The sequence below is a fragment of the Comamonas sp. MYb396 genome, assembly GCF_037479555.1.
Lineage (GTDB): Bacteria > Pseudomonadota > Gammaproteobacteria > Burkholderiales > Burkholderiaceae_C > Comamonas.
Genome location: NZ_JBBGYU010000002.1, coordinates 125,111 through 142,188 on the forward strand (window position 1 = coordinate 125,111; position 17,078 = coordinate 142,188).

The 17,078-nt window shown below is 58.5% G+C and carries 29 protein-coding genes and 1 tRNA gene; 1 reads left to right on the forward strand and 29 read right to left on the reverse strand.

Annotated features, from left to right (window positions below; all coding sequences use genetic code 11):
- Positions 1 to 32: 32 nt before the first annotated feature.
- The 29 genes from WH265_RS04605 to WH265_RS04740 all read right to left on the reverse strand — a co-directional run bounded on the left by WH265_RS04605 (position 33) and on the right by WH265_RS04740 (position 16,695).
- Entirely contained in the window at positions 33 to 299 is a 267-nt protein-coding gene (locus WH265_RS04605) for a DUF1799 domain-containing protein (RefSeq protein WP_339557477.1), read from the reverse strand.
- Positions 300 to 373: 74 nt separating this feature from the next.
- Positions 374 to 757, reverse strand: coding sequence for a phage tail assembly chaperone (locus WH265_RS04610; RefSeq protein ID WP_339557478.1), 384 nt, complete (start codon positions 755 to 757; stop codon positions 374 to 376).
- Between the two features lie 98 nt (positions 758 to 855).
- Entirely contained in the window at positions 856 to 1,503 is a 648-nt protein-coding gene (locus WH265_RS04615; protein ID WP_339557479.1) for a phage tail protein, read from the reverse strand.
- A gap of 115 nt (positions 1,504 to 1,618) precedes the next feature.
- Positions 1,619 to 1,972: a tail completion protein gp17 gene (gene gp17, locus WH265_RS04620; RefSeq protein ID WP_339557480.1), complete on the reverse strand. Its 354-nt coding sequence runs from the start codon at positions 1,970 to 1,972 to the stop codon at positions 1,619 to 1,621.
- Positions 1,962 to 2,429: an HK97-gp10 family putative phage morphogenesis protein gene (locus WH265_RS04625; protein ID WP_339557481.1), complete on the reverse strand. Its 468-nt coding sequence runs from the start codon at positions 2,427 to 2,429 to the stop codon at positions 1,962 to 1,964. Before WH265_RS04625 ends, gp17 begins: the two co-directional genes overlap by 11 nt.
- Positions 2,426 to 2,743, reverse strand: coding sequence for a phage head closure protein (locus WH265_RS04630; RefSeq protein ID WP_339557482.1), 318 nt, complete (start codon positions 2,741 to 2,743; stop codon positions 2,426 to 2,428). The genes WH265_RS04625 and WH265_RS04630 overlap by 4 nt, the downstream gene beginning before the upstream one ends.
- A complete protein-coding gene (locus tag WH265_RS04635) occupies positions 2,740 to 3,066 on the reverse strand; it encodes a head-tail connector protein (RefSeq protein ID WP_339557483.1) in 327 nt (108 codons plus the stop codon). The genes WH265_RS04630 and WH265_RS04635 overlap by 4 nt, the downstream gene beginning before the upstream one ends.
- The gene (locus WH265_RS04640; protein WP_312834749.1) at positions 3,038 to 3,247 is read right to left on the reverse strand and encodes a hypothetical protein; all 210 of its coding nucleotides are present in this window, start codon (positions 3,245 to 3,247) and stop codon (positions 3,038 to 3,040) included. Before WH265_RS04640 ends, WH265_RS04635 begins: the two co-directional genes overlap by 29 nt.
- On the reverse strand, positions 3,244 to 4,404 hold the full coding sequence (locus WH265_RS04645) for a phage major capsid protein (RefSeq protein ID WP_339557484.1): 1,161 nt from the start codon (positions 4,402 to 4,404) through the stop codon (positions 3,244 to 3,246). The genes WH265_RS04640 and WH265_RS04645 overlap by 4 nt, the downstream gene beginning before the upstream one ends.
- A 9-nt stretch (positions 4,405 to 4,413) precedes the next feature.
- A complete protein-coding gene (locus tag WH265_RS04650) occupies positions 4,414 to 5,076 on the reverse strand; it encodes an HK97 family phage prohead protease (RefSeq protein ID WP_339557485.1) in 663 nt (220 codons plus the stop codon).
- Positions 5,077 to 5,094: 18 nt separating this feature from the next.
- The gene (locus tag WH265_RS04655) at positions 5,095 to 6,369 is read right to left on the reverse strand and encodes a phage portal protein (RefSeq protein ID WP_312834752.1); all 1,275 of its coding nucleotides are present in this window, start codon (positions 6,367 to 6,369) and stop codon (positions 5,095 to 5,097) included.
- Positions 6,369 to 8,039: a terminase large subunit gene (locus WH265_RS04660; RefSeq protein ID WP_339557486.1), complete on the reverse strand. Its 1,671-nt coding sequence runs from the start codon at positions 8,037 to 8,039 to the stop codon at positions 6,369 to 6,371. Before WH265_RS04660 ends, WH265_RS04655 begins: the two co-directional genes overlap by 1 nt.
- A 7-nt stretch (positions 8,040 to 8,046) precedes the next feature.
- Entirely contained in the window at positions 8,047 to 8,376 is a 330-nt protein-coding gene (locus tag WH265_RS04665) for a hypothetical protein (RefSeq protein WP_313332204.1), read from the reverse strand.
- Between the two features lie 422 nt (positions 8,377 to 8,798).
- Positions 8,799 to 9,110: an HNH endonuclease gene (locus tag WH265_RS24215; protein ID WP_445228486.1), complete on the reverse strand. Its 312-nt coding sequence runs from the start codon at positions 9,108 to 9,110 to the stop codon at positions 8,799 to 8,801.
- 261 nt (positions 9,111 to 9,371) lie between these two features.
- A complete protein-coding gene (locus WH265_RS04670; RefSeq protein WP_339557487.1) occupies positions 9,372 to 9,599 on the reverse strand; it encodes a hypothetical protein in 228 nt (75 codons plus the stop codon).
- 149 nt (positions 9,600 to 9,748) lie between these two features.
- Positions 9,749 to 10,123 carry a hypothetical protein gene (locus WH265_RS04675; RefSeq protein WP_339557488.1) on the reverse strand — a complete coding sequence of 125 codons (375 nt, stop codon included), beginning with the start codon at positions 10,121 to 10,123 and terminating at the stop codon, positions 9,749 to 9,751.
- A 148-nt stretch (positions 10,124 to 10,271) separates the two neighbouring features.
- A tRNA-Gly gene (locus WH265_RS04680) sits at positions 10,272 to 10,347 on the reverse strand.
- Between the two features lie 483 nt (positions 10,348 to 10,830).
- On the reverse strand, positions 10,831 to 11,286 hold the full coding sequence (locus WH265_RS04685; RefSeq protein WP_339557489.1) for a hypothetical protein: 456 nt from the start codon (positions 11,284 to 11,286) through the stop codon (positions 10,831 to 10,833).
- The gene (locus tag WH265_RS04690; RefSeq protein WP_339557490.1) at positions 11,283 to 11,840 is read right to left on the reverse strand and encodes a recombination protein NinG; all 558 of its coding nucleotides are present in this window, start codon (positions 11,838 to 11,840) and stop codon (positions 11,283 to 11,285) included. Before WH265_RS04690 ends, WH265_RS04685 begins: the two co-directional genes overlap by 4 nt.
- Positions 11,837 to 12,019, reverse strand: coding sequence for a hypothetical protein (locus tag WH265_RS04695; protein WP_339557491.1), 183 nt, complete (start codon positions 12,017 to 12,019; stop codon positions 11,837 to 11,839). Before WH265_RS04695 ends, WH265_RS04690 begins: the two co-directional genes overlap by 4 nt.
- Positions 12,016 to 12,426: a recombination protein NinB gene (locus tag WH265_RS04700; protein ID WP_339557492.1), complete on the reverse strand. Its 411-nt coding sequence runs from the start codon at positions 12,424 to 12,426 to the stop codon at positions 12,016 to 12,018. Before WH265_RS04700 ends, WH265_RS04695 begins: the two co-directional genes overlap by 4 nt.
- A complete protein-coding gene (locus WH265_RS04705; RefSeq protein WP_339557493.1) occupies positions 12,419 to 12,742 on the reverse strand; it encodes a hypothetical protein in 324 nt (107 codons plus the stop codon). Before WH265_RS04705 ends, WH265_RS04700 begins: the two co-directional genes overlap by 8 nt.
- On the reverse strand, positions 12,739 to 13,029 hold the full coding sequence (locus tag WH265_RS04710) for a hypothetical protein (protein ID WP_339557494.1): 291 nt from the start codon (positions 13,027 to 13,029) through the stop codon (positions 12,739 to 12,741). Before WH265_RS04710 ends, WH265_RS04705 begins: the two co-directional genes overlap by 4 nt.
- A gap of 543 nt (positions 13,030 to 13,572) precedes the next feature.
- Positions 13,573 to 14,541 carry a DnaB-like helicase C-terminal domain-containing protein gene (locus tag WH265_RS04715; protein ID WP_133858402.1) on the reverse strand — a complete coding sequence of 323 codons (969 nt, stop codon included), beginning with the start codon at positions 14,539 to 14,541 and terminating at the stop codon, positions 13,573 to 13,575.
- Positions 14,519 to 14,890 carry a hypothetical protein gene (locus WH265_RS04720; protein ID WP_339557495.1) on the reverse strand — a complete coding sequence of 124 codons (372 nt, stop codon included), beginning with the start codon at positions 14,888 to 14,890 and terminating at the stop codon, positions 14,519 to 14,521. The genes WH265_RS04715 and WH265_RS04720 overlap by 23 nt, the downstream gene beginning before the upstream one ends.
- Positions 14,887 to 15,597, reverse strand: coding sequence for a hypothetical protein (locus WH265_RS04725; RefSeq protein WP_339557496.1), 711 nt, complete (start codon positions 15,595 to 15,597; stop codon positions 14,887 to 14,889). Before WH265_RS04725 ends, WH265_RS04720 begins: the two co-directional genes overlap by 4 nt.
- A 5-nt stretch (positions 15,598 to 15,602) precedes the next feature.
- Positions 15,603 to 15,764, reverse strand: a complete 162-nt coding sequence (locus WH265_RS04730; protein ID WP_339557497.1) for a hypothetical protein — start codon at positions 15,762 to 15,764, stop codon at positions 15,603 to 15,605.
- The gene (locus WH265_RS04735; protein ID WP_339557498.1) at positions 15,761 to 16,060 is read right to left on the reverse strand and encodes a hypothetical protein; all 300 of its coding nucleotides are present in this window, start codon (positions 16,058 to 16,060) and stop codon (positions 15,761 to 15,763) included. Before WH265_RS04735 ends, WH265_RS04730 begins: the two co-directional genes overlap by 4 nt.
- Positions 16,061 to 16,230: 170 nt before the next feature.
- Positions 16,231 to 16,695, reverse strand: coding sequence for a phage regulatory CII family protein (locus WH265_RS04740; RefSeq protein ID WP_339557499.1), 465 nt, complete (start codon positions 16,693 to 16,695; stop codon positions 16,231 to 16,233).
- A gap of 165 nt (positions 16,696 to 16,860) precedes the next feature.
- On the opposite strand from WH265_RS04740, the gene WH265_RS04745 reads away from it, so the two are divergent.
- Entirely contained in the window at positions 16,861 to 17,037 is a 177-nt protein-coding gene (locus tag WH265_RS04745) for a hypothetical protein (RefSeq protein WP_339557500.1), read from the forward strand.
- The last annotated feature ends 41 nt before the right edge of the window (positions 17,038 to 17,078 follow it).

Below are 17,078 nucleotides of genomic sequence, written 5' to 3' on the forward strand. Positions count from 1 at the left end.
GCCTTAGAGATGAGAAAACCCACCGAAGTGGGCTATTTCTTGCGGGATCGCTCTTGCTGCTCCCTGCGCTCTTGCATGACCTCCAAGGCGCCGCGCTCCAACAGGCTGATTTCGCGTACCACTTGGTTGCGCTCGCGCTTTTTGATGCCCTCGGCATCCAGCCAGCTATAGATCACGTTGTAGTCCAGGGCATAGATTCCACCCATGCCGGCGCGCCACTGGCTGGAGTTGTCGATGAAGCACCGATAGGCCAGCTCGTGGTCAGGGTAGCAGACAAGGGGCTCTTTCTCCTGGAACATCTCCCCAGGGAACCCCATGGCCACCAGTTGCTGAGGACTGGACCGGTCGCCAAACAGCTCCCGACCCAGTTCAATCAGTTTTTTACCTTGGCGCCCGAGTGAGCTTGGAAGAAGCCGGTCACGATGGCGCCGAAGGCAAACGCATGGGTCACGAAGAACTGCGTCAGGTTCTCGACGTTGAATTCGTCAGTGAACTCCCAGCCGTCGGCAATCTTGGTGATCAGCTTGGCTTGGTCCAGGCGCATGTCCTTCTCTTGCTCGTCGCTCAGAGGGGACTCAGCGGTGGCTTTGTACTTCTCCTGCAGTTCGGTGAACTCGGCAGACAGAGTTTTCATCGCTTCGGTATCGTGGAAGCGGAAGGTCAGGGTCAGAGGCTGTGGGCCGCGACCTGCGACCGGCACATCAGCGGTGCCCTTGAAAGTGGGAGTGGGTGCAAACGATGCGAGAGACTTCGCCATGATGGATTTCCTTCTTCTGAAACAAAAAAGCCCGTGCAGGAGCTACCTGACGGGCATGAAAAACCCGCCTTGAGGATTCAGGGCGGGCGTGGCGACCTTTACTTGTAGGTCTTGATGGGGCGCAGCATGGACAGGGTCAGCTTGCCGGTGGTCACGGCGTTGGAGCCGACCACAGGGGTTTCCTGCACGCTGATATAGCCGTAGGCGTAGCTGACCGAACCACCGTTTGGCAGGGCCATGCGGATGGCAACCAGGCGGTTGGCGCGCGAAGCGTTCACAGCGGCCTTGTAGCCTGGCAGCGAAGGGTCCCAGCCGAAGGTCAGCTCCCAGCTCATCGCAGAGCGGATCGTGGGGATCTTGATGCCGTACTTCTGCGACAGCGGGTTGAATTCCGCGTACTGCTGCTCACCACCGGTCGGGCTGATTTCGCTGACCTGCTGCAGCTCGGTCCAGCCGGTGATGGGCTGCACAGTGCCGGCGCTCGAACCTGGAGGGAACTGGATCACATCGGTGGTGTCCTCGTCTTCCAGGGTGATGGCACCCGTGGTGGCCGAGCCGACGCGCAGAATCGAGTCGTTCAGGTCTTCCCAGCCGGATTTCAGCAGGAACGGGTCCTTGGCCACCAGGCCATGGGCCGCAGCCGAGATCACAGGCGGCGCTGCGTTGGTGATTGCGGTGACAGGCACGGCAACGCCAAAGCCCGTCGAGATTGCGAACCGGGTGCCGGTCGATACTTCATAAGCCATTTTTGGGCCTTTCGGAAATGAAAAAACCCGCCTGCGCAGTCGCATAGCGGGTCGGTTTCGCCCTCGTCGGGCACAAAAAAACCGCCTTTCGGCGGCATTCGGTTGGGTTAGGGGGTCACTTCCACCAGATCGAGAAGTCCTGGCGGGAGCCGCGCAGCTTCACTTCATCGTCAAAATCGTTGGTTAGAGCCGTCTCTGGCCGGGCCTGAAACAGCTCGGTGGTGCGCAGAAGGTCCTCGATCTGCCGGGACAACTCGTTTGCACGGATGCGGCTCTTGCTCCAGACGGTGATCTGCATACGCGAATTGCGCAGGTCTGGCACGTCGTTGGCAATCGGGTTGATCACATCGCCCGTAATCTGCTGGTACACCACAAAGTCACCGCTTGGCAGTGGCTCCTCAGCGAAGTCGGCAAACACATCAGGGCAGACGGTGGTCAAAAGGCTGTACAGGGTTTGCTCAACGGCCATCCAGCACCTCCTTTGCAATTACAAAAAAGCGATCTGCACTTGCTTGGACCGCCTCAGCGCTGGCCTTTTGGAAGGTGCGGCGCATGAAGGGATTTGCTGGGGTCTTCACTCCGCCTGTCTCCAGCTTGGTGCCGCGTGCCACCATGTAGCCGTAGGGGGCGTCCTTGTGAACCCAGCCAACCTTGTAGACTTTGAGCGTGTCAGTACTTGCATGCTTGTCGTAGCCCACATACATGGCCTTGAGCAGCGACCCTGCATCAAACCAGTATTTATCGCTTTTTTTGACAGAGAACCAGTGGCCCTTAACTGACCTTGGGACCTCAGTCTCAAGCCCCTTGTAAAAGACCTTTGCCCCATAGAGTGCAGCCGTCGGCGCGGCGCGCTTGACGATCTCGTCTCCAGCCTTCTCCAGCTCCTTGACGAGGTCATCGGTGTCAAAGCGGATCTCGGTCTTCATTGCGCCACCTTTAGCACCAGGTCCACGAACTTGCGTTGCGCCCGATCCGGCAGAACAGCATCAATGTCGAATTTCTGCCCGTCCAGCTGCACCACCATGTCAGGGGTGATGTCTGTCCGGTAGCGAATCCGCAGCGATGCCTTGGCGATGCTGGCCTGAGCGTCCGATTTGATGGTTGCCAGGCCCGACTGATAGCGAAAGTCGCCCCAGGTCGTGACCACAGGCACCCACTCATCGACGTACTGGCCGGCGGCGTCCTTGACACGGGTCTTGCGGAGGAACTCGATGCGGTTGCGTAGTTGACCGGCTCTCATGGCTGGGCCACTTCTGGAAGCTTGCCTCCGTACCAGTTGCGGCACATCAGCAGCATGTTTTGCGCCATCGGGTTCACTACCACCTGCTGGGCCGAGGCAGCCTCTCGGTTCTCATTGAGATCGCCGAGAATAAGCAGCATCGCGGCCTTCACAGGCGCAGGAACGTCGTCGGCATCCTCCCAAGCGGGCTCATCGCACACTTTGAAGCAGTGAGCAAGCGCCGCATCGGCGTAAGCCTTCAACAGCAAATCGCTCACCTGCCCCTCATCCATGCGGATGTGCTCACGCATCAGCTCAAGACTGAATAGATCGGTTGCTTGCATTTTTGGGAGCCTTTTTCGGTTCGACCTTGGGCGGCTCGCTTGCCTTCACTGGCTCAACCACTTCAACCAGCTCCATGGCCACCAATTTCTCGGCGGTGGCCGGGGAAACCTCTTTGGTTTCGCCCGGCCAGAAGTGACCGAAGTGGCCGTCAATGAACATCTTGACGGCCTTTACCTTCATGGCGTGGTCGCGAAGGAGCCCTTGACGATTGCTTGAGGGCGGTAATGAGCCAGAGCCAGGCGCTCTTCGCACAGGATGGTGACCATGTTCTTGACGAAGTTGTCACGGTCTTCGCGGCTCAGTTCCACCGTGGCATCCATGCGGTCGAAGACCTGCGATGCCATGCTGAAACCGCCCACGGTGAAGGTGCCGGCCGCCTGCGCCTTGGTGGCCACCACTGGCAGACCCCACAGGTTGTACGAGGCGAAGGACTGAGGGCCGCCCAGGATGTAACGGCCTTCGCCATCCTTGAGCAGGCTGATCTTGTGCCAGTCGCGCACGTTCAGCACCAAGCCGGTAGCCGAGAACTCGGACTCGCTCACTTGGTAGATGGCGTGGGCCAGCTTGTCGATCAGGGTGTCGCCGGAGGCATCCAGGGTGGTGTCGTAGGCCGTCGCCACCTTGTTGAGGCCTTCCAGGTTGTCACCAGTTCCGTCGCCGTTCAGCATCTGCTCCTCTTCTTTGAGGGCCAGGCCGTACATCAGACGGTTGTTGATGTAGGACTCCAGCAGCGGGGCGTCATCGATGATCTGACGCGTTGCCTGAATCCAGTGGGCGATGGTCTTCACATTGGCGGTCGCCTTGGTGAAGGTCAGGCCCGATTCAGGCTTGAGCGCGCCTTCTGCGACTGGCGCGGCGCTGTTGGTGAACACGTTTTCACGCACATATTCCAGCGAGTTGCTGGAAATGCGGCCCTGTGCCAGGAGCTGGCGGATCGTCAGGCGTTGCAGGCCAGGCATGATGATGCCGGGCACATGGTAAGGCTGCACCAGGGTGCCGGCCGAGGCGGCATTGGAGGTGACGGCTGCCTTTTCCACGAAGCTCTTGACCTCGACAGTTGCCTTGGAGCCATTCCAAGCCTTGAGGGCATCTTCGGCCACACGCTCGGAGAAGGTCTTCTCGCCATCGGTCTGCGAGCCCTTGATCTTGTTTTGCTCCAGGTCGAACAGGCGGGCGGATGCCTTCTTCATTTCCTCCTGGACAGCCTGCAGGTCAGAGGTCAGCTGTTTGCTGACCTGGCCGGTGGATTCGATTTCGGACTTCTGGGCCGCCAGCAGTTCAGCGGTCTTTTGTTGGCTGGCCTCGATGGCCTTCTGGATTTCAGATAGATCGGACATAGTTGTCTTTCAAAGTGGAGATTTGCGAATGCACTCAACGAGTGCGGTCAGTTCGTCTCGCCCACCTGAATCCCTCAGAGTTGCGGACTTCACACGAGCCATAAAGGCTTGTGCATCGGACTTGGAGAGAAGAGCTACATCCCGCAGCCAGCTCTCGCAGTCACGAATGGATTCGATGGAGTCCAATGCCTTCATCGATGTAATTTGCGCCTGCTCGTTCGCTGGGAACGTGCACAGGCTGATTTCGCGGAGGGCAGCCACGTTGATGAACTCTCGTCCTGTGGCGCTCTTGGTGAAACCCTCACTGGTGAAGGTGAAGCCGACCGACATACCGCCAACAGTCCCGTGCTTCATTGCGGCGCGGATCATGTCGGCTTGGGCATGGCCTGGCGTCAACTCGCCTTTTGCGTAGAGGCCCTTCGAGTCTTCGGTGAGCTCCGTCCAGCGACCGATGGGCACATCAAACTTGCGGTGGTTGAAGAACATGGCCACGTCGCGCATCGGGCGCCGGCCATGGAGAGCCGACTTAAAGGCCCCTGGTCGAATGACATCGCCGTCAGAGTCAGTGACCCCAAACACACTGGCATAGCCCTCAAAGGTGCCAACACTGTCACCGCCGACGAATTTGATCTCCGCGTCCTCGAAATTGAGCGTTTTGCAGATACCTTGCATAGTTGCACCCCAGAAAAACTAAACCCCGCTTTGAGCGGGGTCTGGTTGGGTTGGTTGATTGATTGGGACGTTCTGCATCTGCCGGGTTGCGACATCTCCGCCAGGCAATGGCGGCCGGTTGTCCAACTTCCGGGCCTCGTTGATGGTCATAAGGCCGTTGCTGACCAACTTGGTCATGAAATCGGCGCGAGATGCAGAGTCGCCACGCAGCAAGCCCTCGATGTTGTGCTCTGCGTGGATGTTGTCGATCTCCGACGGAGGAACCAGCCAGCGCCAAATCGCCTCTTCCCAGCGACTCAGGTAAGGGGTGAGCACGTACTGCAGAAAGCCCAGGTTTTGCTGCTCAATGCCAGAACCCCAGGAGGTGGACTTATCCATGTCTCCGATGAGGTGGGGCGGTATACCGCCGAAGAAGCGGGCAATCTCTGCGACCTGGAACTTGCGGGCAGCTAGGGTTTCTGCGTCTTGGGGGCTGATACCAATGTCCTTGGTGTCGAACCCCGCCTCCAGCACCCACAAGCGCTTCCGCACCGGCCCGGAGCTGATCTCTTCGAAGTTCTGCTCCACCTGGGCGCGCTGCTCTTTGGTCAGCACTCGATCACCAGTGGTCAGGATCTTGGGCTGCTTGGCTCCGTTGGCGTAGAAGTCACGCTGCTGGTCTTCCATGGCCACCGAGACGCCAACTGATTGCGTAGCAAAGGCTATGGGCGAAAGGCCGGTCAAGCCCGTGAATCCAAACCCCTTGAGGTGGAAGATTTCATGGTGCTTGAATCGCGCCATCTTCCCATCCCGCTTGTACTCATAGACCAGCTCGCCCTTGTCATCCAGCTTCACATCCATGTTGGCTGACTTCAAGGGGAGCAGACTGATGATGTCGCCACCCCGATTCCGCTCAATCAGCGCATAGGAGTTGCCATAGAAGCACAACTGCATGGTCATGGCTTCCCTGAACTCCAGGGCGGTCATGTACTGATTCGGGCGATATTTAAGCAGCCGGGCCAGTGGATGGGTCAAATCAGCCTTCTCTCGCACCCCATTCTTGCGAATGTAGACATCAAGCGGCAGGCTTGCCGTCACCGCTGTGATGATGCGCACACAGGCCCACACAGCACTGATTTGCATGGCCCGCTCATCCGTAACCGAGCTTTGGCCGACCATTCCAGACGCAGACTGGCGGCCTATCTGGCTGCCTTTGTCTGGCGTAGTAAGGGTGCCGCCAAAGATGGTGCTGAGCAGCCTAGCCCAGACTGGACTACGCGTGCGCAAATCGATTGTGTAGTCAGAATCTGCCATTACATGCTCAATGGATGGTTTAGAAAGTCCAGGCTGCTGCCTTTCGCCACCGGGTTCTCAGCCATCAGATAGGCTGCGTTGAACAGGCTCATCAGCGGGTCGATCTTTGCCGTGCCCGCTGCCTGCTTTGTGATGTAGACATTGCTGCCCTTGATTTCGATCTTGGCGTTGCCTACGCACCAATTCATCATTGGCGACTCAGCGAAGCTGAACATCTCGCCAGCTAGCTTGCGCTCTACCGTCTTGATCGCCGCCGACAGCTGCCAGTTTTGCCTCACACCAGTTATCTGAGCTCTTGGGATGTTTGAATCCTCCAGAGAGTCCAGAATGCTGCCGATGCCACCAGGGTCGATACCAATCATGTCCAGCAGGCCAGATTCGTAAACCTGCTCGCAGATTTGCACCACGTCTTCCAGGTCGTCACCGATCTGCTTGACCATGGTCAGGTCTTTGTCCTTGGCGAAGTCCTGCAGGCGTGGCGCGACCTCCTTGCGCCGCTCCAAGACCGAGGGATGCGCCCAGGCATGGCTCCATGCGATCCACTTGCCATCCGACATCCGCCCGAGGACCGTCAGGCCCAGCAAGTCATCCAGGCCGCCGCCGTCGATGCCCACGGTGACAACCTCACAGTTCTCCAGGATGAACTCCAGGGAGACAGCTTTATCGGCGTTCTGCCCCCAGAAATCAGCACCGGCCCAGCGGTCGGCGCTCAGATTCATGCCGATCTGCACATTCAAGTGCTTGGCGAGGAACTCCTTGAACTCCTTCTCACCACTGGCCTTGGCCTGGCTGTGCAGCTGGGTGATACGCTCGATGTCCACCGATGCGCCCCAGTTGGGGTTGGTGATGTAGGCGTTGTCCAGCTCCTCATAGGCCTTGCTGTCCAGCATTGCCTGGGGGAACTCGTAGATCACCGGCAGAAACTTTCGATCCTGGATCTTTCCGTCCCGCACATCCCGTGCATAGCGCAACTTCGTCAGGAACACGCCGGCAGGCGGCTCGGCTGACTGGGTGGTTGCATAGATCACAAACCCCTCGGGGCGCGATGCCAGGCCGCCAGTTGCCTCAAGCAGCATGTTGCTGGCCTTGGCCTGCTTGCCAAACTCGTGCAACTCGTCAACAAAGACGAAGCTGGCCTTCTTGCCGCTCACCGTGTCAGCATCAGCCGCGACTACCTTGAGCGTTGCGCCAGTCTCTTTATGGGTAATCAGCCGGTAATAGTCCTGAACCTGCAGCAGGGCCGACAACTCCTCATCAGCCTTAATGAAGTCGCGGATCGGCTTGTAGCTGTTGTCTGCGATTTCCTTGGTCGGCGACAGAATCAGCAGTTCTGCCGACTGCCGCCAGTTCATCAAGAGCGCGCAAAGCATGATCGCCGCGGCGATCGTGGACTTCGCGTTTTTCTTGCTCACCATGAGCATGAATTCGTTGATGTGGCGACGGCCTGTCTCTGGGTCCTCAGCGCCGAACACCGCCTTAATGAAGTCGCGCACCCAGGGGAGCGAGGCGTCACCCAGCAGCGGCTGGCCAGCCACATCGGTCAGCACAAACCCGCTGCACATTTCCCAGGCATCGTTTGCCACCTGGGGGAACAAGGGCGGGCAGGTGATAAGGCTCTGGCGTTGGACGATGCGATCTTCCCAGTCAGTGCAGCTCGTCGTCCATTCCATAGCCTACCTATACCTTCTGACCTCCAGCGGCCACCAACTTGGGCGCCTCTCGTCGGCCGTATCTGCCTGCTCCAGCAGCTTTTGCACGGGCTTCGGCTTCTTCCTTCTTGCCGCTGCTCTCCCCCTTCTTGGGGTGGCAGTACTGGGCCGCCGTCTTGGCAGCCTCCAGGCGGAGCTTGTCGGCTACCGCGTTGTCGTTCATCACCGTCAGCAGGAACTCCAAGGGCGACTGATCACCATTCGTGGCAATCGTCAGGTCATCCTCTGGGTCTCGCTCCTTCTTTGGCCGGCCAGCGCCCGGACGAGCGCCGCCGCTGCGTCCTTTGACTCCAGCCATTTGATTTCCTTTTGAATAGGGGGCATTTTTTGCGCGTGAGAGAAACGGGGCGTTTCCAGGGTTTACCCTCCCCAACTTTCACCCCGCCCCTCCCCTCTAGACCAGCCTAGGAGGCGCGATCATCTCGGGGTTGATGGGTGAGCTACCCTCTCGGTTTGCCCAGCTCCTAGGGCCTGCAATCGTCTGACCGTCGAAACGCTGCAACCATCTCCCCCAGAGAGTCCAGCACTCGAACTGCCTTGGTGTAGTCATGGTCTCGATCAGCCTTCGCGGCATCTGCTCGTCTTGAGGACTGCCACCAGCGATCCGCATAGGCGATGCGCTCTGCCACATGGCTCTCAAGCCACCCAGGCAGGCCGCCTTTGATCGCCCTGTTCAGTCGAGACTTGAGGGCTCTCAGTGTTGCTGTGTAAGTCATGGTGCTAGTCACTCCTCTTCTTCCGCAGCTCCTGGGCGCTCTTCTCCCGGTGGTGCTCCTGGCACAGCAATCGAAGGTTCGACAGGTCGTCAGTTCCGCCGTGCATCAGGGCAATCTCGTGGTCCACCTCATTGAAGAGGCTGACCCGGCCACATACTGCGCAGGCTCCTTGGTCTCGGGTGAAGACTTTCTTGCGGATCTCCATCCATGCCCGGCCGCGAGTGCGCGCCTTCTGGACTGGGGTCTGCGTCTTGAGGGTTGCCAGCCTGCTACTGGTGTGAGCCTGTAGCCTGGGCTTGAGTGTCTTTAGTCCCATGGTCAATCCCCGATTGCGCAAGGCGTTCGTTCAGGCTGCGCAGGCAATCTGCCAACTTTCCACAAAACTCTATGAAAGCCTCGCGGCATCCTGCGAATGGGTAGCAAACAAGCTGATGGCCCATTCGCTTGTAGATGCGGCGCTTGTGCTGGCGTCTGTTCATCGCTCTCTCCTATCGGGTCGCAGCCGGCAACTAGCCAAGCTGCAACACACATAAAAAAGCCCGCACGAGGCGGGCGCCATCTCTGCAACGAGAGGAAATCACATTCGGAGATGAGTGGGCAGCTTGTCCTTGTACTTCATCGCAAGGACCACCAGCTTGGCAAGAGTGTGGCCCTCGCTATCGTCCGACCATCGAATACCGATGATTCCGCCTTCTTCGGCGGTGTAGGCAATCTCAGACAAGGCGCGCATCATGCCCTTGTCCAACTCAACTTGCTCCAGCTCCTGACGCAGAGCGTCACGCGGATCTACATTTGCTTCACTCATAACTACCTCTTTGGTTGCAGAATTGAAAGCCCACCTCAATTGGCAGGCCGCTTATCGGCTACTGAGTAGCTCTGTTGTTGTCGGGTCGCAGGGGCTAGGCTCCAAGTGTGTAGGTCGCGTGTGCGGAGAGCCTGCCCTGCGGTAACTGGTTACTTGAGGATGGTCACCTTCATGGCGCTTCCACCCTCGGTCACAAATGTAAGCGTGGCGTTCAGCAGCCGCAGCAGGTCAAGGACCTCGGCCTTCCACACTTCATCGTGTGCATGCTGGCTTGCCTTGAGACTCTGGATCAGGGCTTTGTTGTCTGCTGCTGGGATGATGCGCTCTCCAGAATGGATGGCGTTCTCTCGGCACAGGTCAGCCATTGCCCCAACGTTTCTCGCCCATGCTTCAGCGCTGCCCATGTGCTGAGCATGCGGAAAAGGAATGGCGGGCTCACCCACAGGCCCAGCCAACTCAGGGCACAGCCACAGGGCTATCTTTCGTCTTAGGCTCATGGCTTGCTCCAAAAGAAAAGCCAGCACTTGGCTGGCCTTGGTATTCGTACCCCATCAGACAACCCTCATGGGCTGGGGTTGCTGTTCGCTTCTTCAAGCACTGGGAAGCTCTCAGTAGGAGATGCCGCACCTTCATACCGCTCGGGTGCGGGCTGCGCTTGCTGCAGCTGACATATGGAGCATCTAGTGGGAGTCGAACCCAGCTCTGCGCAGCTTGGAAGGCTGGCGACACAACCCGTGTGCTTAGATGCGGAAATGACAAGGGCCACGCCCCAACGCGGGGAATGGCCCTCGATACCTGCTCACCACATGGGCGGCAGGCTGGTTGTTGGTGCCGAGGCCCTTCCCCTCGGACTGGTTGTTGGGACTTGCACCCACTTGTGGTGGCAGGACGTTCACCTCCTGCATTTGCCGCTGCGGGCCTTTGCCTGGGCAAAGTGTGTTTCTCCGCTCCATGCCGAAGCACGTTTTTCCAACACCGCACCATCACAACTGCTGACTGACTTGCAAGTTGGAAGCAGTCTGGCCTATTGGGTTTGTTCGGCATTCCCAGGCTATCCAGAACTTTCCTCAATCAGCATGTGTGATGGCCCTAGAAGCGGAAACGCTCCGCCATCTAAGGCCTTGCCGAGCCACAACAGCCCGGCAAGTGATTCATGGTTGAGGGCCAACAACTACCGTTGCCAGCGTGGTGAATAAAACAACCTCTCAACGCCGCTGAGAATACCAGAATTTCACTGGGTGCGCAACAATTTATTCATGTTGTTGCTGTGTGTCCGCTTGCAGTCCATGACGTGGTCGATCAACAGCTGGGCATCCTTGCTGCTGGGCTCGCGGGCAAGCATGGTTCCCTTGCACTTGGAGCAGGTGTAGGTCTTGGCTTCCTTGACCTTGAGGCCCGTTCCATTGCATGGCTTGCACTTCTGGTCGATCAGCCAGGCCATGGCCTCAGCCGCCGAATCGTGGGGCGATGCCACCTTCTTGACCTTGGCTTCGTGGACAAGCTCAGCATGCATGCGCTCGATATCCGACCGGCTTGGCTTGGTGATGATCCGCAGGTAGTGGGATGCAACACTGGCCTTGCTCATGCCGCTTGCCTTGATCAGGTCCACTTGGCCGATCTTGTGGGCTTCGTCCGAAAGGTCGCTGGAATGCATTGCTGCTGTGTAACGCTCTGCTGTGATGCTCATGGTCTACCTTTCAGTTCTTTGGATTTGGCCTTGTAGAGGGCGCGGATCTCGCGCAGCTGATCGGCCGTGAATTTCTTGACTGCGTTGTCCGTCTCCAAGGCCTCGACCGCCTCTAGCCCCACCCGGGCGATCAGGCCAATGCGGTAATCCACTGCTCGTCCGGCGCCCCAGCGATTGCATTGCTTGCGTTGTGCGTGAGCGTTCAGCTCGTTGTAACGATGCTGTGGAGCGCTGCCGACGGAACGGTAGTGGCCACAGTCATAAGCGCCACCTATGTCGCCCTCTCCCAGCGGTTGGCCGCAGCAGATACAGGGCTTGCCAGCGTCACGCAGACGGATGAACTCGTTGAAGGCGGTTTGCGCTTCTGCCTTGAGAACGGGAAGTGTCTTGATGGACTCCTTGCGGGTGCGGACCTGGGCCCGCTCCTCTACCTTGTCCTGGCGCACCTTCTTCACTGCGCATCGGGGCGAGCAAACGGTCTGCATCGGACGAACAGGTACGAAGGTTTGTGGGCAGGCCTTGCACTGGCGCGGCTTGGGGTTGAAGGGCTTCACCGCCCCTCCTTGATGACCATCTCCAATGCCTGGTTGGCATCAAAGCCAGCTCGCTGGTACGCCTGATACTTGGCGAACTTCTCCTTCGCCGTAAGGTTGATCATTGCGAGCCAAGCTGGTTGCTTCATCTTGTCCTCCCACTCTTTCAGCACCTGCGCCATCTTTACTTCGTTGCTCATTTCGCCTCCAGGTCATAAAAGGTCACGCCCAACTCAGTGGCTGCATATGCCTCCACCTTGGCGCAGAACTCGCTGAACTCGGCCGTGGTCAGCTGGGTGGAGCTCTTGCCGATCAACTCCCCATTGGGAAGCTCATCCACGCCGATGAACATGCGCTTGAACATCTCGTGCCAGGTCTCGGCGCTGAACTGCTTACCGTTGACCACCGCCTGGGCTGCCACCTGGGCGAGAACGCCCTGCCCCCAGTAGCGACGGTTCTGCGGCTGGGTGCGCTTGCGGCGGGTGACGGTCAGAACCCAGCGGCCACCGCCCTGCAGCACATTGGCCAGGAACGGGAACAGCTGGCCCTTGAGGGCCAACTTGGCCTGCATGGGGTTGTGGAGCTCGAATTCGAGGCGCTCAGTCACGGCCAGCCCCCAAGTCGATGACGGGCAGCTGGAGCAAATCCGTCTTGCCGCCTTCTTGAGCCACCAGCCGCTGCCCAAAGAAGACCACCTTCTCGGCGTCATACAGCCCATCCTTGTAGCCAGCCTTGGCCTTGCCCATGCGAGCTGCTGCCCGGCGCCACAATGCCTTGAACGCATTGCCCTCGGCGTAGTTCATGCCAAGTGCCTCGATGATGTCGTTGCATTCAGCCGCGTATGCGCTGCCGCCAGATGTGGGGCTCTCCACCTCAACGGTGTAGTAGCTCACGCTGCCGCCTGTGTATTCGGTGTTGCTCATGCGATCTCCTTCACTGGTACTGGCGCCCATTGCAGGGTTTCGTCTTCGCCGTCGTTATCTCGGATGGGGCGGAGGTCCTCATCCCTCACGTTGAACGAATATCCGCCCTCTTGCTCTTGGCCTCGATACTCAACCAGCCAAACGGATACATGCTCGAACTTGTCCCTGCCTTCAATCTGAGCCATCCCAGAGTAGAACTGGATGCAACGCACGATCGAATCTCTGGGGATCGCGGAATCCGCAGATGCGCGGATGACAATTGCCAAATCGCCTTTTTTGCATCGCATTACTTCACCCCTTCCTGTTGAGCCAGGCATCCCTGGCCTTGATCACATTTACCGGTGCAGCCTGGTGGCTGCTGCATGTTTGGTGTGGTGGCAGGAACCGCCACGATGGGCCAAACTCGCATGGCGCCATGTGGTGCTTTGCCATCGGTGTTGTTTGGCCGGACGAGTCCTTTAGCTGCCAGTGTTTGCAGGTTGCACATGTCACTGGGCCTCCCGGTTCGTCCGCATGTCCAGAGCGACCTCTCTAGCGAGCCGCTTAGCTATCTGACGCACATGCCAGCGAGATGGCATCTCATACTTCCAAGGAAAGCTGGCAGATCCAAGATCAACTTGGCCGCTGGTCCCCCATGCGTAGTACTTGTTGGCGTTCCAAAAGGTGACGCGCCCAGCAGGACACAAAATCCTTAGGTCATGCACGTTATTTACTTCCACTCGCCACCAATCGGCGTCTAGAAGCACATCGCAAACCTCATTCAAAGTGCGAGAGCCTCGCTCGTTTCGCAGCACGGGGAATGGCCAGAATTTCAACTTCATTGCGCCTCCTTAGTAGTTGGTGCCGCCGGGCACGGACATTTCCATGGGCTGCTGGCCAGGGTTGGGCAGGTACTGCTGACTGTCCTTGTCGAACCACAGGCCAATCGTTCCTTCCCATTCGCCGTTGCGCTGCTTGTCGCAAATCAGCAGGCAGTCTGGCTCGGTGTCTTCCACCATCTGCCCGGCTTCGCGTTTGCGCTCCTTGGGCTTGTTGCGCCAGACGGCGATCACGTTGTCCACTTGGTCAGTGATGGCCCCAGTGCCCTTGAAGTCGTACTTGCCAGGCTTCGTGTCCTCGCTGGCGGGCTTCTTGATGTGGTGCACAAGGTGGATGTGGATCGAGTAGTCCCGGGCGATGGCGGTCAGCTCGTCCACAAAGGACTTTTGGCCGTTGTAGTCGTCCTCGCCTTGAACGCACTTCATTAGGCTGTCGATGAACATATGCGTTACGCCCAACTCCTTGGCGCAGTAGCGAGCCACGGCGCACACCTGGGAAGCAGTCACCGTGCCCTGCTGGTCGTACAGCCACAGGCGGTTGTCAGTCCATTCCTTGAACTGGTCGTAGAGTTCCAGTAGCGACTTGGTAGCCTCGGGGCTGCCGGCGAATGCTGGGTCCTGCGGGTTGTAGCCGGAGAACTGGCGGGCCATGCGCTCCAGGGTACGGATAGGCTTCATCTCAAAAGAGGCGATGCAGCAGCGTTCGCCTTGGGCCAGCAGACCAAGCGACACAAAGCCGGTCACCATCGACTTGCCGTTGCCGTTCGCCCCACCCCACACCGTCACTTCGCCCGGGCGGAATTGGAACAGGCCGTAGGTCTTGGCCCAGGGCATGTAGCGGTGATTTGGACGGGTGGGCGACTTGATGCGGTCGATCAGCTCCTGCACGTAGTCCTTAGCAGGCTTGACCTTCTGCTGTGCGTCGGTCTCCTTCTCGTACAGCGAAAAATCAATGTCGTCAGCGGTTAGGAAATAGGTCATCGCCGGTCTCTTTCGTGAAAATCTTTACTGCGTTGCTGATGGGTGCGGCCAGGATCTGAGGGCCTGAGCGCTTGATGGCCTCGTACAGCCGGATGGTCCGTTCGTCGCTGCGGTAGCCCATCAGGTGGACCTCCAGGCCGGTCAGCGGGCGAAAGTCGATGCGCTCGGGTGAATCGGTTTCGTCCAGCTGGATGTGGGCATAAAGTTGGCCGTGGTCGAAGCTGTTTCCCTGCTGGTGCCACTCGTCGGCATGCACCTGAAACAGCCAAGAGCTGTCGTCAAAGACGTAGGCGCAGGCAGGCTTGTAGCCCTTGCGGCGCAGCTCCAAAAGTTGAGCCATCCCCTTCATACGTAGGCCCCCACTCCGCCCTGCGGCTTGCCAGCACCGGAGATGCGGGGCGCCTTGTCCTGCTCCTTGCCCAGCCAACGGACGATGAAGGAATTCACCCCCCGAGCGGTCTTGCGGTTGGCGGGGTTGGCCAGAGACCATGCGCGCATCTCGCACAGTTGCTGCTCAACGTCCACAGCGGGGTATGCGGTTTGCCACTCGTCCACCATGGTTTGCGTCACGGCGTACTCGGTCTTGTCCACAAGGGGGATAGCCACAACGGCCGGAGGCGGCGGAGGTGCTGGCAGCAAGTCGCTTTGCGGCTTGGTGCTATCTCCTTCCTTTCCTTTCCCTTCCTTCCCTTCCGCTTTCACGCCACTTTCACGCGTGCCTGACGCGTCGTTTGGTTTGGCGGGGATGGTGCTTGCGGCCTCCCGGTTGTTGATCACTTGGTGCTTGGTGAAGGAAGGAATCTGCGCGTATTGCTTGCCTTCAACTTCGTACAGGTCAACTAAGCCCGCGCCCGTAAGTTCCAAAGCAAGCTCTGCAACATCGCAGTTGTCACCTGGCAGGTAACGCAGCTTGAAAGTTTTTGGCTTCCACTCGAAGCGGCCTTCGCGGTCAGCTTCACACCACAGCGACACGTAAAAGAGGCGTGCAAGTGGCGTCAGCGACACGATGTCTTCGCTGGTGAAGAATTCCGGCTTGATGGTTCTGATGCGTGCCACTTGTCTTACCCCTTGCTAGGCCGATAAATCAGCCATAAAATGCGCTTACGTTTTTCGTTAAACCAAATGGCTTTGTCCCGGTTGCCGCCGTGATAAGCCGCTACAGATAAATCGCCTGCTCGCTTCGCCAAAAGCCGCAGGCGTTTTTCTTTTGTGTCGGCTGTCATGCCAACTCCCAGACGATCTCGTTGCCGGACTGGCCGGTCTTACCTACTGGCTTGACCTTGCCCTCTGCCTTCAACTCGCCCAGCACATTGGCCACCGAGCGACGGTTGGCAGCCATGCAGTCAGCCAGTTGCGCGGCAGAGGCCGGGCCCATGACACGCAGTTTCACGATCACGAAGTCGGACAGGTTGAGCTTGGTGCGCTGTTTGGGCGGGTATGCAGGAGGACGCGATGGGGGAACTTGACCGTTGCGCTTCTCGCCAAACAGTGCTTGCCAGATTTGCTTGATGAAGTTCATTTAGATTCCGCCTTTCAAGAGTTTTTGGTGTTTGACCCGGGATGCTTCTGCTTGCTTGCCGCTCTCGACATAGAAGCCTGTCGGTGGCGGGTTTCTGTCTACCTGCTTGTGGATTCGGGGTGCTTTGAGTCGACAAGCGATTGAGGGGCGACGGAGCGCTGTGAAGGCGTTCATTTCTTACCTGCCTTGTTCTTTGCTTCGACTGCTTGAATCAGCTGCTGCACCGCCGCCAGAGCTTCAGCAGCCTCCTTATGGATGCGCGCCAGGTCGTTGTCCGAGATCACGCCATCTGCATCGCCATCCATCGTGGCCATGACCACATGCGACAGCTCTTGCGTAACGCTGGAGATCGAGCGATGGACGCAGGCGTTATCGGACGACTCAATAACAGGCAAGCGAACGAAACCGCCGCCATCAGCAGCAATCGCATTCACGAAGTCGTGACAGTGAGGCGCGTTGGCCTCAATGCACAGCTCGGAGATCAGCGTGGCAGTGGACAGGCCAAGCTTGAACTTCACATCGCCGGACAGCTCCTTGCGCAGAACTTCGGCAGTCTTGCCAACACGGGGGGCCAGGCTCTCATAGCCGCCCGGGTATGCCTTGGCCATTTGGCGGAGTGCGTCTTGTGGTGTCATATCCGTTTGCCTACTTGATGGATGTTGTTGAGGGGGAGACGTTTTCTGATACTGAGAACATGAAAACGACGACTACAAAATTTCTAGAGAGAGGTGCCTGCCCTGCCTTGAGCTATGCTGGTAGTTGCGACACATCCAGTAACCAGAGCCTCAAGGAGGGCAGACATGAGAGAAGAACTAATCAATCCGGCAGCAATACTTGCGGCGGCGATCATCAACAACATGGCGCCGGAAGACGGAAGAACCTTGAAGCAAACAATCGCCGAGGCGTTTATTCAGGCGTACCGAGGCCTGGAGTTGGCAGAGGCTGGCATTCAGCACCAGGACCAGAACGGGACGTAACCACAGGCCGACGGAAGAACTCGTCGATCTCGGAAAGCCCT

Bases quoted from the DNA above. Each gene is read 5' to 3' on its own strand.
- WH265_RS04605 (WP_339557477.1), bottom strand. From the start codon at position 299: ATGTTCCAGGAGAAAGAGCCCCTTGTCTGCTACCCTGACCACGAGCTG.
- WH265_RS04610 (WP_339557478.1), bottom strand. From the start codon at position 757: ATGGCGAAGTCTCTCGCATCGTTTGCACCCACTCCCACTTTCAAGGGC.
- WH265_RS04615 (WP_339557479.1), bottom strand. From the start codon at position 1,503: ATGGCTTATGAAGTATCGACCGGCACCCGGTTCGCAATCTCGACGGGC.
- gp17 (WP_339557480.1), bottom strand. From the start codon at position 1,972: ATGGCCGTTGAGCAAACCCTGTACAGCCTTTTGACCACCGTCTGCCCT.
- WH265_RS04625 (WP_339557481.1), bottom strand. From the start codon at position 2,429: ATGAAGACCGAGATCCGCTTTGACACCGATGACCTCGTCAAGGAGCTG.
- WH265_RS04630 (WP_339557482.1), bottom strand. From the start codon at position 2,743: ATGAGAGCCGGTCAACTACGCAACCGCATCGAGTTCCTCCGCAAGACC.
- WH265_RS04635 (WP_339557483.1), bottom strand. From the start codon at position 3,066: ATGCAAGCAACCGATCTATTCAGTCTTGAGCTGATGCGTGAGCACATC.
- WH265_RS04640 (WP_312834749.1), bottom strand. From the start codon at position 3,247: ATGAAGGTAAAGGCCGTCAAGATGTTCATTGACGGCCACTTCGGTCAC.
- WH265_RS04645 (WP_339557484.1), bottom strand. From the start codon at position 4,404: ATGTCCGATCTATCTGAAATCCAGAAGGCCATCGAGGCCAGCCAACAA.
- WH265_RS04650 (WP_339557485.1), bottom strand. From the start codon at position 5,076: ATGCAAGGTATCTGCAAAACGCTCAATTTCGAGGACGCGGAGATCAAA.
- WH265_RS04655 (WP_312834752.1), bottom strand. From the start codon at position 6,369: ATGGCAGATTCTGACTACACAATCGATTTGCGCACGCGTAGTCCAGTC.
- WH265_RS04660 (WP_339557486.1), bottom strand. From the start codon at position 8,039: ATGGAATGGACGACGAGCTGCACTGACTGGGAAGATCGCATCGTCCAA.
- WH265_RS04665 (WP_313332204.1), bottom strand. From the start codon at position 8,376: ATGGCTGGAGTCAAAGGACGCAGCGGCGGCGCTCGTCCGGGCGCTGGC.
- WH265_RS24215 (WP_445228486.1), bottom strand. From the start codon at position 9,110: ATGGGACTAAAGACACTCAAGCCCAGGCTACAGGCTCACACCAGTAGC.
- WH265_RS04670 (WP_339557487.1), bottom strand. From the start codon at position 9,599: ATGAGTGAAGCAAATGTAGATCCGCGTGACGCTCTGCGTCAGGAGCTG.
- WH265_RS04685 (WP_339557489.1), bottom strand. From the start codon at position 11,286: ATGAGCATCACAGCAGAGCGTTACACAGCAGCAATGCATTCCAGCGAC.
- WH265_RS04695 (WP_339557491.1), bottom strand. From the start codon at position 12,019: ATGAGCAACGAAGTAAAGATGGCGCAGGTGCTGAAAGAGTGGGAGGAC.
- WH265_RS04705 (WP_339557493.1), bottom strand. From the start codon at position 12,742: ATGAGCAACACCGAATACACAGGCGGCAGCGTGAGCTACTACACCGTT.
- WH265_RS04710 (WP_339557494.1), bottom strand. From the start codon at position 13,029: ATGCGATGCAAAAAAGGCGATTTGGCAATTGTCATCCGCGCATCTGCG.
- WH265_RS04715 (WP_133858402.1), bottom strand. From the start codon at position 14,541: ATGACCTATTTCCTAACCGCTGACGACATTGATTTTTCGCTGTACGAG.
- WH265_RS04720 (WP_339557495.1), bottom strand. From the start codon at position 14,890: ATGAAGGGGATGGCTCAACTTTTGGAGCTGCGCCGCAAGGGCTACAAG.
- WH265_RS04730 (WP_339557497.1), bottom strand. From the start codon at position 15,764: ATGACAGCCGACACAAAAGAAAAACGCCTGCGGCTTTTGGCGAAGCGA.
- WH265_RS04735 (WP_339557498.1), bottom strand. From the start codon at position 16,060: ATGAACTTCATCAAGCAAATCTGGCAAGCACTGTTTGGCGAGAAGCGC.
- WH265_RS04740 (WP_339557499.1), bottom strand. From the start codon at position 16,695: ATGACACCACAAGACGCACTCCGCCAAATGGCCAAGGCATACCCGGGC.
- WH265_RS04745 (WP_339557500.1), top strand. From the start codon at position 16,861: ATGAGAGAAGAACTAATCAATCCGGCAGCAATACTTGCGGCGGCGATC.